This window comes from Jutongia sp. SJQ-6 (assembly GCF_054161275.1).
This window is the reverse complement of record NZ_CP195314.1, coordinates 2,863,287-2,876,673: the sequence shown is the minus strand read 5'-3', so window position 1 is coordinate 2,876,673 and position 13,387 is coordinate 2,863,287. Positions and strand designations below refer to the sequence as shown.

The following is a 13,387-nucleotide window of genomic DNA, read 5'->3' as shown; positions in this document are numbered from 1 at the left end:
ATATCTTAAAAGTATATGCGTTTTGCCCTCTATTAGTCAAGTATCAACATGCGGATTTTATTTGCTATTCTCCCCATTATTCAGTATACTGGATACAACTATTGCCAATGCAGCCTGCAAATAAAAAGTCAAGGCTAAATTGTAGAAAGGATTAACATATCATATGGAACAATTTGAATTGATCGCCCCATGTCATTTTGGACTGGAGGCTGTGTTAAAACGGGAAATTTTGAATCTCGGATACGAAATTCAGAAAGTCGAAGATGGAAAAGTCACTTTTCTTGGTGATGCACAAGCCATCTGCCGCGCTAATATATTTTTACGTACAACAGAGCGAATTTTGCTTAAAGTTGGAAGCTTTCATGCCACAACATTTGATGAGCTGTTTGAACAGACAAAGGCACTTCCGTGGGAACATTATATCCCGGAAGATGGTCGTTTCTGGGTGACCAAAGCGACTTCGATCAAGAGTAAACTGTTTAGTTCATCGGACATTCAGTCTATTATGAAAAAAGCAATGGTAGAGCGCATGAAATCAAAATATCATACTTCTTGGTTTTCAGAAGAGGGCAATGATTATCCGGTCCGCGTCACTTTGATGAAAGATGAAGTAACCGTATGTCTGGACACATCGGGAGATTCTCTGCATAAGCGTGGCTATCGACGCGCCACTGTCAAGGCACCGATCACAGAGACTTTGGCTGCAGCACTGATCCTATTGACTCCTTGGAAAAAAGACCGTATTCTGGTTGACCCATTTTGCGGCAGTGGAACTTTTCCAATCGAAGCTGCCATGATCGGCGCACGCATCGCACCAGGCATGAACCGCAGCTTTACCGCAGAGCACTGGACACATCTCATTCAAAAAAATCATTGGTATGATGCCATTGACGAGGCCGAAAGCCAGATCTTGCGCGACGTATCCATGGATATCCAAGGCTACGATATCAGCCACGATGCTATTGCCGCTGCGATGGAAAATGCCCGTTTAGCGGAAGTAGATCACCTGATCCATTTCCAACAGCGTCCGGTGCAGGAATTAAGCCACCGCAAAAAATACGGCTTCATCATCACCAATCCACCTTACGGACAGCGTTTGGATTCCGAATCGGAAATGCCCGCTTTGTACCGCGAGATCGGAGAAGCCTATAACCGCCTCGACAGTTGGTCGATGTATCTGATCACTGCTTTCGAGCAGGCGGAACGTTATATTGGCAAGAAAGCAACCAAAAACCGCAAAATCTATAACGGAATGATGAAAACTTACTTTTATCAATATATGGGACCACGACCACCCAAAAAACGTGATTTCTAATTTTGTTAAGTCTTTGATGAATACATGCCTGAAGAATTGTCTGAGATGTCCCGATCTAAAAAGGTATCATCAATTTTTGGACGGGACACTTTCGCTACGTCACGTTGCTTAACTTGTACAGTGGTATTAAGAGTTAGCTTTGATAAAAGTTAGGAAACTATCACTTGCACTTCCCGATTCATCATAGAGATCTGATTTAAGAAACCGTAAACCATGTCTTAAATCACTCAATTGATATACCCGGTCTTTGTCGACCTCTAGAATATCATAAGATGATGATAAATAATCAACTAGCAGCTTTATATTATACTTTTTGTTACCTTTTTCGAAATCTCTCAGCTTTGAATAGGCAACAACCAATTTTTTTAATTCCATTATATATTTGTTTCTATTTGCATCACTCGGCTCATTACGGTATTTTTCATCCACTTGTATAGCCAGATCGATATGCGTGCTACAATCTTTCTTAAGCGAAGCGGATTTTAAAGAATGATATGTGATATTACAAAATGCAAATAGACAAAAAATAATAATTAAATATTTAATCCTTTTTTTCATATTATGAATTTGCCACCTCACAATTTGTAGATACACTAACATTAAATGCGCTATTATATTGATAAATAGATAATCGCGTTTTCATCTTATAATGTATAGTTCCTTTAGTGTAAATATGATAATTTCCTGTCTTTTTTGAACTATAAACAAATTGTACATAGCCTGCATACCCTTTCTTAGTTGTCAAGGCATTATTATTTGCAATGTCTGCACTATATTGTGAATTAAAATTCCACTGTGATTTATTATCATATGTGGAGCCTTTAATTTTACTAAATTTTTGTTTAATCCCCGCCGGAACAGTAACATTAGCAATACTTAATGATAAAAAATTACCAAATGGAATAGAAATTGAAAGCGATGGTGTAAACCAACTCGTAGTATTTGGACTTGCCTTTATAAAATCTACCCTTTTTGATCCCGTATAAATGTTTAAATCTGCATCATGATGAAAATATGTAATAGCACCTGGCATTTTAATTGTCTTACGAAAATAATATTGTGCATTGCCTTCATGTGTATTTATTTTCGCTCTTGCAGCATAAAGTTCATTTCCATGTGTTTTTTTAGGACAATATAATGAAATTGCCCCCAAATAATAATGTTTGCCACCATATGAATATACAGAATACTGTACCGCCCTCGCTAATGTTTCATAATCTTTATTATTTTTCACTTTCTTTTTTATAGCAACTTCTCCTTCCGCAAAATCTTCTGACTCTTCCATCGACACAATTTTTTCACTGGAATTTTCTACTTCATTATTTTCAGTGATGAGGTCAGACATTATATCGTTTTCTTTCATTCTTTTGCCATAGACTTTATAATAATCCTGCCCTGATTCCAACTCTCCAAATGATATCATCACATATGGTTCAGTATTTACAAACGCATCGTTAATGGTAACCGCTAAGGAGCTTCCGTCATATTCTCCATACAAATATCCAAAAACTCCTTCGTTCAAAATGTACAATTCCCCTTTAATATGTACATGAATAATTGTATTATTGTGTAAAAATGATGCACCCCAGAATATTCAGCCTTTTCAGATAAACATTTTTCTAAATCAGTCTTAATATCTATAGTGACATATTCACCCTCTTTCACCTCTACGTGATTTTTGTCTTTAAGCATAAATTCGGCTGTTGCGTCACTATCAATCTTAGAGGCAAATAAAATATTAGCATATTTCTTTACATCAATAATTCTAATACAACAACTAATCACTCTGCGTTCTGTGACAATTATTTTAGTTCTCTGACGTCAGAACAGGTTAGTTTGTCGACTGCATAAGAGCCTGCTGTACTCATACAGTAGGCTCTATATCTGTCATTCCATATAAAAAATCAATAATCTGACATATTGCGTAAGAAGTTTCACGCTGGTACGCTGTTTCATTTTCTAATTGATGAGAAAGATTGTTCAACAAGAATGAAATATTCAAAAGCCTGTCCAGCATAACGCCCATCTGTTTGCTGGCTTCCGCTCTCTCTGCTTCTGTTCCGTCACGCATCTGCATATTGTAATCTCGCGCCTTACCCAACAATGTAACAAGTTGATCTGTTGTGTTGATCGTATCATAAGACATCTGCTCCAGATTGCCAAGTGTCGCTTCCATGCGCTCCATAATCTTTGCAGATGATACTGCCGTTTCTTCAAGCATCAGAACACCTCCAACAATTCATGAATGCTCTCAATCCCAACCAGTTCCAATCCTCTCGTCTGCTCTTTCGTAAGTGCTAATTGCCTGCAATTTACTTTAGGCAGAATGCAACGCTTAAATCCCAGCTTCGCCGCCTCTAATACACGCTGCTCTGCCATGTTGACCGCACGCACTTCGCCCGCCAGTCCCACTTCACCAAAGCAGATCGTCTCATCGTCCAACGATTGATTCCGATAACTTGTAAGCAGCGCCAATATGATACCAAGATCCAATGCCGGCTCATGGATCCGCATGCCGCCTGCCACATTGATATAGGCATCACAATCGCCCATGCGAACACCCATCCGTTTCTCAATGACTGCCATCAGCAGATTCACACGATTATAATCCGTACCGGTAGAAGTTCGTCTCGGCATATTAAAGTTCGTCTGACATACAAGTGCCTGCACCTCGATCAAGATTGGTCTGGTACCCTCGATAGAGCATACCACGATCGAACCCGGCGCCTGTTTTGGCTTACCCGCTAACATATACTCGGACGGATTTGGCACTTCTACCAATCCGTTGCCACGCATTTCAAAAACGCCGATCTCATCCGTAGAACCGAAACGGTTTTTGACACCACGCAGGAAACGGTAAGAAGCACCTCCATCTCCTTCAAAATACAAAACAGTATCGACCATATGCTCTAATACACGAGGTCCTGCTACAACTCCCTCTTTGGTTACGTGTCCTACAATGAAGATAGAAACCGGAAGACTTTTAGCAAGCCGCATCAGCGTACTCGTCGTCTCTCGAACCTGACTGACACTTCCCGGTGCAGATCCGATCTCTTCACGATACATAGTCTGAATCGAGTCAATGATCACGATCTCCGGCTTTTTCCGACCGATCACTTCCGTCACAATATCCAGATCGGTCTCACTCAGCAAAAATAGTTCTTTTTGAAAAGTTCCAAGACGATCTGCACGCATCTTGATCTGTTTGACCGATTCCTCACCGGATACATACAATACATCTTTGCCTGCCTCTGCAAGCTGTTTACACATCTGTAAAAGCAAAGTGGATTTGCCTATCCCCGGATCACCGCCTACCAACACAAGCGAACCGGTCACTATGCCACCGCCCAATACACGGTCCAGCTCTCCGATCCCGGTTAAGGTACGTACCTCATCGTTGGTAACGATCTCGGACAATTTCGACGGTTCCCGGTGTTCCGTCACCGTGACGGAACGACCGGCAGCCGTTTTTACGACCGGCTCTTCCACAAAGGAATCCCATTCCTTGCATCCCGGACATTGTCCTAGCCATTTTGGAGATTCAAATCCACATTCTTTACAGAAAAACGTTGTTTTTTGTTTTCCTTTTGCCATATTAAACCACCCATGCTTTCTGCATGCTGTCTCCTGCCGCAGAAAAACATATCTGTACTATGCGCCCTTAGAATAAAGACTACATTTTAACCACTTTCACATCATAACTCTGATCCGGATCCATCTCAATGCTGAGTACTAACTTGCCACCGAGATTGGTCTTCATCTTGCCAATGTCTGTTCCAGAGATCGTAACTGCATATTCCATCTCCGGCTCAAGTTCCAATGTGATCGATGAATCTTCCCATCCCTCTACCTTGAAAGTAACTTCCTGCTCTGTCGCAGACATATCTGTTACAACTGTTCCAGGTACAGATTCATAAACAAACATACCGTTACGCTCTAATTTGGTAATCTCTTTGAAAGTCTTTACCTTGTACAGATCCCCCTCAAAAGGAAAATCTGAACGCTTCTGCTTGCTGTCCAAATCAAAATTACCAAAGCTCAACTTACCATCTGCCGTCTTGCAGATCAAATCTGTAATCCCCGCCATAATATAATCCTCCTAAGTGTGTAATCAATCTGTTATCTATCGCACATTTGGAAGTGCGATTTATCTGAATATCTGTTGTAGACAATTATATCACATTTGCCCTCATTTTTCCACCGCTACTCTTTGGAAAAGGTGAGTTTTTTTTGTGAACAATCCACATAAATTTTGTCACCCGCAGCGAATTCTCCGTCCAACATTCGATCGGCCAGCTCATCCTCAACTTCTGTCTGGATACTGCGTCTTACCGGTCTTGCACCGTACGTTTTGTCGAAGCCGCTCTCCGCCAAATGTGCGACAGCCGCATCGGAAACGATCAGTTCCATGCTCATCTGTTCCTGTAAACGTTTGTTTAAGCCACGCAGCAAAATACGAACGATCTGCTCAATGTTTTCTTTGGTCAAAGTATGGAATACCAAAATCTCATCAATTCGGTTGATAAATTCCGGTTTGAAGATCCTCTTGACCTCTTCCATAACACTTTCTTTCATCTTCTGATAATCGGCATTCTCGTCCTCGCCTGTACCAAAGCCTAAATGTTTTGGTGAGACAATACGTCCTGCTCCTGCATTAGATGTCATAATGATGATCGTATTTTTGAAGCTGACTTTGCGTCCCTGTGCATCCGTCACATGACCATCTTCCAATATCTGCAGCAAAATGTTAAACACATCGCCATGTGCCTTTTCGATCTCATCAAACAATACGACCGAGTATGGACGCTTGCGTACTTTTTCACTGAGCTGTCCGCCATCCTCATATCCGACATATCCCGGAGGTGAACCGATCATCTTAGAAACACTGTGTTTCTCCATATATTCTGACATGTCAACGCGAATGATCTCATTGTCCTGTCCAAATACTGCTTCTGCAAGTGCCTTAGAAAGCTCTGTCTTACCGACACCGGTTGGCCCCAAAAACAGGAAAGAACCGATCGGACGATTCGGATCTTTCATTCCTACGCGTCCACGGCGCACTGCCTTGGCAACCGCTTTTACTGCTTCCTCCTGGCCAACGACTCTCTCATGCAGTATTTCTTCCAAATGTTTCAATCGCTCTGTCTCTGCTTCCTGCAATTTCTGTACCGGAATCTTTGTCCAGTCAGCGATCACTTCTGCCACTTCATTTTCCGTAACGACCAGTTTATTTTTCTGGCGTTTGGCATCTGCCTGCGCGTGCATCTGATCGATCGTTAGCTGCAACTCTTTCTGCTGTCTTTTGATCTCTCCGGCAAGTGCAAAGTCCTCTGCAATGATCGCATCTTCTTTCTGTTGTTCCAATTCACGTTTTGATGCCTCTAACTTGCTTAACTCCGGTGTTGGCAAATATACACTTAATCCGGCTCTGGCAGATGCTTCATCGATCACATCGATCGCCTTATCCGGCAAAAAGCGGTCATTGACATAACGCTCCGTCATTTTAACGGCTGCCACCAGTGCTCCGTCCGTGATCTGTACCTGATGATGCTCTTCATAACAAGGTCTGAGTCCTTTCAAAATATCCAAAGCCCCTGCTTCATCCGGCTCATTGACTTCTACCGGCTGGAACCTGCGCTCTAACGCCGCATCCTTTTCGATATATTTGCGGTATTCTTCTCTGGTAGTAGCTCCGATCAATTGGATCTCACCACGCGCCAAGGATGGCTTCAATATATTGGCGGCATCAATGGCACCCTCTGCACCACCGGCACCAATGATCGTATGGATCTCATCAATAAATAATAATATATTACCGGAACCGGTAACCTCTTTGAGTGCACGTTTAATTCTCTCTTCGAACTCTCCACGATACTTCGAACCTGCAACCATGCCGGACAGATCAAGCGTTAAAACACGTTTTCCCTGAATGATCTCCGGGATCTCGCCCTCTGCGATCTTTAACGCCAAACCTTCCACGATGGCGGTCTTACCAACACCCGGATCGCCGATCAGACATGGATTATTCTTCGTTCGGCGGCTTAATATCTGTACCAAACGATCAATTTCGCGGTCCCTTCCAATGACCGGATCCAGCTTTCCATTGCGGGCATATTCTGTCAGATCTCTGCTATACTGATCCAATACCGGCGTTGTTGATTTACTTTTATTCATTTTATGCATAAGAAACTCATTTTTCGCAGTATTCATATCCTGTCCTGCTGCGATCAACGAATCCATATACAATTTCTGCAGGTTGATCCCAACCGTTCCCAGCAAACGGACTGCAATACACTCCGTTTCTTTTAACAGTGCGATCAGCAAATGCTCGGTTCCTGCAAGTTCCGTTCCTAAGTGCTCTGCCTCCTGCACGCTCTGCTCGATCACTTTGCGCACACGTGGTGTAAAATCGCCCTTTTCCTTGGTCAGTACACCTGCCGCAGACTTATCCATTTCCTGTATCATTTCTTCTAGGCTTTCCGCATTAACTGCATTTTCCCGCAGCACCTCAGCCGCAACACCTTTTGTTTTGATCAGTGCTAATAGTAAATGTTCAGTTCCTACATAGCTCATTCCTCTGGAAACTGCTTCTTTCCCCGCATTTTCTAATACTTTCTCAGCACTAGCCGTATAACGTTTCCGCATACTCTCTAAACCTCCTGCTCTTATTTCAAATTTTGAGATCGATACCGCCTGATCAGCGAAATGATCCCCAAGATCAATAGCCCACAAAACGCTGCCATAATTCCTACAATATATTGCATGCGCTGTTTTTCAATGCGCATTTCCTCCTCAGATGCATCCACCTGTGGTTTTGCTGTTGCGCTGCCGGCGAGTTGATCCCCCGGTGGCACATTCTGCCCACTCTCCGGAGCCATCGTCTCCTGTTCCGGCTGCACCGTCACTTCCACTTGATAAACGCTCTGTGCACCATCTGCATTTTTAACAATCAGTTTAATCATATTCTTGCCTTTTTGCAAGTTCTTATTTCCGGTAATCTCCACCTGAAGACCCTTTTGTTCCGTCTCATATATGACATTCAGCCATTCTTTCTCCTCTTGGATCACTGCCGTATAATCGGAAGTCTGTTCCGCAAATGCCGGAGATAAAGTGACGCCTTCGATCTCCAACGACTTGAGCAATGCCCTGTCGTTTATCGTCGATGTTTTTTTATTTCCTTTGGCAGCGTTTGTTTTATTATTTTCTTTCGATTTCGCAGAACGTGACGGTGTTTTTGAACCACGTGGTTTCTTCGGTCGTGCAGACTGCACTGGTTTCTTTGCGACAGATGGTTCCTTCGCAGTCGCCTTCTCGCGATCCTTAACGACCAACACCAGCGAATTATAAGATGCCGACAGCTTCGTGGACGTACTTTCTCCAAAAACGTGATACGGTCCCGTCAATGCAATTTCCGTATCCCCAGCCTTTCTCGCCTTAAATTTAATGGAATATTTAAGTTTTGTAGCAGTGGATGACCGGTCAATATCGGATATCTGAAACGCATCATCGTTGCCATACACAACACTTCCCCCGGTCTGAAATTGCAATACCGTATTATCGTATATAAAAAATCCTTCAAATCCCGACATTGCCGTTGTTGATGTGACAGTGACCATAACATACACGGTATCTCCCTTCGATACAACCTGCTGTTTCGTTGTGATCTTTATATCTGCACAATCCGCAGACGCATGACTTTCCCAGCCACAAACGCAAATAAGGAGCAACAGGATGATATACCCTGCTGCTCTTATCCCATGATCCACTATTTGCTTGTACTGTATGGGGTTTTTCATATGAATACTGCATTCCTTTCTCAGTCTGCAAACTTTTCATAGGTATCCTGCTGCTGATGTAGCAGGATACACATTATTCTATTCTCCCGAATCTGCATCCGACAGATCTTCATCATAGGCTTGCGGCTCTTTGGTTACCTGCGGTCTTTTGGTTGCATGCGGTTTCTTGGACGTCTTCTTCGTTTTGCCGGATTTCGTCTGTTTCTTTGAAACTGCTTCTGTATTAACTGCGCCCTTTGCCGCTGATTTTCTCGTCACAATAATTTTGTAAGAACGTGTCGAGCCACTGGCTGACTTAACCTTAACGATGATCGTATTCTTGCCCACCGATAGGCTCTTGCTGCCTGTTCCCGTTACCGTCGCTGCTGTGCTCACTGCACTTGCCACTACTTTGACGGATTTTACTCTGTTGGCTACCGTTGTCTTATACGTCTTAGATCCGGTATCTCCGAGTGCAAACGGTGCCGAAAAAGCATGACCCTGAACATACAGATTCTTAAGGTAATTATTTGGATTCTTACCACCGGATGGTATGTCACAGGCACTCACCGGCATGTTATTGTATACCGGTATTGAAAATACAATTGGCGTATTGTCTTTATCGCTTCCATATGCATTCGCTGTCTTTGTCGCTTCATTATTAGGCGCCTCAATGTTTGCCATATATTGATGATCGTACCTCTTCGTCGCTGTTACATTAAACTTCTGCAGATACAACGTATTCTGACCGACATTGATATACTGCTTTCCGATGTAGCAGGCTCCGCCGTAAATAGAACGATATCGATTATTCCACGGTCTGGAGTAATCCGTACCTGTACTGGCCCATTTCAAACCGTTCTTGACAGCATTGGCACCGCTGTTGGCTCCAATGTTGTAGAAGTTATAAATGCCTTTATAACCAGCCACATTACCGGATACAGAACTGGACATCATCGTAGAGCTGATGACAACCTCCTGCTTCACACGGGATGCCAAATGATATGGACTCACCTTAGATGCCGCTGCTGCTTCCATAAATGCTTTGGAATATTTAATGGAAACGTTCTTTCCAGCGTTGTTTGTGTACGTAAAGTTTGTATTATACATCGGCGTATTCCGCAAAACATTTTCTACTCCGGTTTGCGTCTGTACATCACTTCTGTACTTCAACGATTCAAACTGGAAGATACCACGCTCATCTAAGAAATTGCGCGGATCCATATAATATCTCACAGCTTTAACGGATGCCGTTACCCACGTTGATCCGTCAAATACGACAAATTTATCGGTCTTCCAGTTATATGCTCCGTCTGCTGTCGATTTCCAGTCGTATGATTTGCTATTGCTTAACAGGTTTAAACCTACTTTGGATTCTGCTGCCACGGCTGCATTCCAGTCAAGTCCGGTCTTGAAGGCCTCGAATTCCCATTTAGGATATTGCTTGTGCAATTCAATAAGCGGTGTAATATATGTACTTGGAAAGCCCTGCTTCTGTAGTTGTTTCTTGAACTGAGCATCTGACACGGACAAATGCTCTGTCTGTGTTGTTTCTGTAGGTTTCCGTGTTGCCTTTGGCTTCTTCGTCGGTTTTGGTGTCGGTTTGGCAGTTACTTTCGGTACAACACCCGGAACTTCCGTCTTCACGATCTGGAAAAGTAAATGCTTCTCCGGCACATAACCTTTCACCGTCCTAGAACCACTGCGCACAGAAATCTTATAATAACGAAATCCTCCAATTGCTTTCTCCCCGATAGCAGTCACCTGCATATTATTGGTTAGACGGATCTTTTTTCCTTTTACTTTCTTAGGGGCAACACGTCCTGCTTTCGCCATCAGATTGAGCACGACATTCGTTGTGATCTTGGCAGGCATTCCTTTTTTATAATCTACTTTTACATGGATCGACTGTACATAACCCTTACACTTGGCATTTCCCTGCTTAAAGGAGATATAATACCATTTCTGGTTATTATATATTTTTTCCGATAAGATCTTTACGGATGTCCCTTTTACCATCTTGACAACATTGCCGTCCACTTTTGTCATGCTGGAGTTCTCATTCGCTTTCGTGTGCAGCTGCTGACCAGATACTAAAACCTTACCACATATCGAAGTGCGCACCTTACCCGTCTGTACCTTTACATAACTGGAATGCAAATATCCCTTAAACGTTTTTCTGGCAAGCTTAAATTTAACATGATACCATTTACCATTCTTGGCAATGATCGTCACACGTTTGCCATCTGCAAGCGTCACTTTCGCACCACCGGACTTCACAAAACCGTACTTTTTGCTTGGCCCCTTGCGCACGTTCAGATAACCATTTACGCGCACTTCGCCTATCGCTGTTGCACTCGATATTTTGTTATCTGTCATGATAAATGCGAATACTATGGTACACAAAAGCGTGACCGCTATGCATACACCCAATTTTTTCTTCGACATGCTGAAACACTCCTCATCACTGTTGTAATAATTTCTGCAAATCTTCGGTATCAAACTTGTAATGAGAGCCGCAAAAACTGCAATTTACCTCTATTGGCTCTCCATCTGTGATCATTTCCTCCAGATCCTTACGTCCAATGCTGGCAATCGCCTTGGAAACACGGTCTTTGGAACAATTACAGTGGTACTGTGTCGGCACACGGTCTGTGATCTCTACGCCAAGATCTCCCATCAGATACTCTAACATATCTTCCGGACTCATTCCCTGCTCTTGCAGCTGCGTAACGGAATGCATTTCTTTCAGAGTTGCCTCTAAACGATCGATCACCGTATCCTCTGCAAAAGGCATCACTTGAATGATGAATCCTCCCGCCTGCTTGACATGATTGTCTTTGTCCATAAGTACACCCAAACCTACCGAAGATGGTATCTGTTCAGATGTAGCATAATAATATGTCAAATCTTCGGCAATTTCCCCGGAAACCAAATGTGTTTGTCCATTATATGGCTCTTTCATGCCAATATCACGGATCACATTCAAAAATCCCGGTCCCACTGCACCGGCGACATCCAACTTTCCTTTGGCGTTAGGCGGCAGTATTACGTTTGGCTCCTTGACATAGCCTTTGACATTAGCCTGTGCATCTGCCGTCACGGTTAGTCCCCCGATCGGACCACCGCACTGTATCTGCAGTGTCAATACATCTTTATCGCCTTTCATCATACTGCCCATCATACTGCCCGCCGTAAGCAGACGACCCAATGCAGCCGTTGCCACCGGACTGGTATTGTGAATCTCTCTGGCACGTTCTACCAGATTACGGCTCGTCACTGCGAATAAGCGGAGCTGTCTGTCTGCTCCCATTGCTCTAACAATATAATCTTCCTGATTCATAATAATTCTACATTCCTTTCTAGGTCCGCATACATTCTATGCTTTTATACTGTGCAAAAGGCACTGTTCTGCCCTGCCTTATGCCGGCCTTTTATGCGCGACAAAATATACTCTCTCTGTCTCTGCTGACGGTGTCTCCTTCGTACACGCCTCGTATACGTCTGCCTGAAAGCCGCATTGCTGCAATAGTTCCATTATGTCTTGTAACGGATATGCCCGCTGTACATGATACTCCTCCGTACGCTCAAATAATTGCCGCTCCTCATCCACCATTGCAAAGATCGTCAGCAAATATTCATTGAGCCCGGTTTCTTTGTCATAGGCATTTTCCCAGATCAGCGATACATCCTCACGATTATCCGTGATCGTCTGATCTCCCAGACAATGCTCATAAAAATATGCCGTCTTCATGTCAAAGAGAAACACGCCATCCTGATCCAAAAACAGAAACACTTTCTCAAACGTCTGACGCAGCATTTCTAACTCCGTCAAATAATTCATACCGTCACAGACACACACAAATGCTCTTGCTGTGCCATACAAGTCTAACTCGCACATATCCTGCTGCAACAGCAGTACACTGTCCGGACATTTATCTCTGGCCGCTTCTAACATTTCTGCGGAAAGATCAATGCCGATCACGTCATAACCATCTGCCGCCAGCCGGCTTGTCATGGCTCCGGTGCCACATGCCAGATCGACTACGATACCATCCTCTATCTGATTTTCCCGAAGCAGTTCCAAAATATAGGCATGCCACGCATCATATGGAATTTCATCCATTAATCGGTCATACGTATCCGCAAATCCCTGATACATTGTCACATCCTGTTCCATGGAACACCCCCCCGTTTTTATCAAAATTGACAGATTCAGCCATTCTTTTATAGAGTACCACAAAGTCCATCTACAGGCAAGCTATTCGCACCTGCGGTGTCAACTGCTTTCGTGCCT

At 43.3% G+C, this 13,387-nt stretch carries 11 protein-coding genes; 1 reads left to right on the top strand and 10 read right to left on the bottom strand.

Features of this window, described 5'->3' with window-relative positions; all coding sequences use genetic code 11:
- Positions 1 to 163 precede the first annotated feature (163 nt).
- Positions 164 to 1,315, top strand: a complete 1,152-nt coding sequence (locus ACSAJE_RS12900) for a THUMP domain-containing class I SAM-dependent RNA methyltransferase (protein WP_458009304.1) — start codon at positions 164 to 166, stop codon at positions 1,313 to 1,315.
- 126 nt (positions 1,316 to 1,441) lie between these two features.
- Here the strand turns inward: ACSAJE_RS12900 and ACSAJE_RS12895 are convergent, their stop codons facing one another.
- The 10 genes from ACSAJE_RS12895 to ACSAJE_RS12850 all read right to left on the bottom strand — a co-directional run bounded on the left by ACSAJE_RS12895 (position 1,442) and on the right by ACSAJE_RS12850 (position 13,270).
- Positions 1,442 to 1,873 (bottom strand): hypothetical protein, encoded by a 432-nt coding sequence (locus tag ACSAJE_RS12895; RefSeq protein ID WP_022024252.1) that lies wholly within the window; start codon positions 1,871 to 1,873, stop codon positions 1,442 to 1,444.
- 1 nt (position 1,874) lies between these two features.
- Positions 1,875 to 2,837 (bottom strand): hypothetical protein, encoded by a 963-nt coding sequence (locus ACSAJE_RS12890; RefSeq protein WP_458009303.1) that lies wholly within the window; start codon positions 2,835 to 2,837, stop codon positions 1,875 to 1,877.
- 342 nt (positions 2,838 to 3,179) lie between these two features.
- Positions 3,180 to 3,536, bottom strand: a complete 357-nt coding sequence (locus ACSAJE_RS12885; protein WP_022024842.1) for a hypothetical protein — start codon at positions 3,534 to 3,536, stop codon at positions 3,180 to 3,182.
- Complete coding sequence (radA, locus tag ACSAJE_RS12880; protein WP_118506896.1) at positions 3,536 to 4,909, bottom strand: DNA repair protein RadA; 1,374 nt, start codon at positions 4,907 to 4,909, stop codon at positions 3,536 to 3,538. Before radA ends, ACSAJE_RS12885 begins: the two co-directional genes overlap by 1 nt.
- A 79-nt stretch (positions 4,910 to 4,988) precedes the next feature.
- Positions 4,989 to 5,402: a hypothetical protein gene (locus ACSAJE_RS12875; protein WP_022024844.1), complete on the bottom strand. Its 414-nt coding sequence runs from the start codon at positions 5,400 to 5,402 to the stop codon at positions 4,989 to 4,991.
- A 116-nt stretch (positions 5,403 to 5,518) separates the two neighbouring features.
- Entirely contained in the window at positions 5,519 to 7,960 is a 2,442-nt protein-coding gene (locus ACSAJE_RS12870; RefSeq protein WP_458009302.1) for an ATP-dependent Clp protease ATP-binding subunit, read from the bottom strand.
- A 20-nt stretch (positions 7,961 to 7,980) separates the two neighbouring features.
- A complete protein-coding gene (locus ACSAJE_RS12865) occupies positions 7,981 to 9,111 on the bottom strand; it encodes a hypothetical protein (protein ID WP_458009301.1) in 1,131 nt (376 codons plus the stop codon).
- 78 nt (positions 9,112 to 9,189) lie between these two features.
- Positions 9,190 to 11,538, bottom strand: coding sequence for a cadherin-like beta sandwich domain-containing protein (locus ACSAJE_RS12860; protein WP_458009300.1), 2,349 nt, complete (start codon positions 11,536 to 11,538; stop codon positions 9,190 to 9,192).
- 16 nt (positions 11,539 to 11,554) lie between these two features.
- Positions 11,555 to 12,433 carry an Hsp33 family molecular chaperone HslO gene (gene hslO, locus ACSAJE_RS12855; RefSeq protein ID WP_458009299.1) on the bottom strand — a complete coding sequence of 293 codons (879 nt, stop codon included), beginning with the start codon at positions 12,431 to 12,433 and terminating at the stop codon, positions 11,555 to 11,557.
- A 78-nt stretch (positions 12,434 to 12,511) separates the two neighbouring features.
- Positions 12,512 to 13,270, bottom strand: a complete 759-nt coding sequence (locus tag ACSAJE_RS12850; protein WP_243104055.1) for a class I SAM-dependent DNA methyltransferase — start codon at positions 13,268 to 13,270, stop codon at positions 12,512 to 12,514.
- Positions 13,271 to 13,387: the final 117 nt, after the last annotated feature.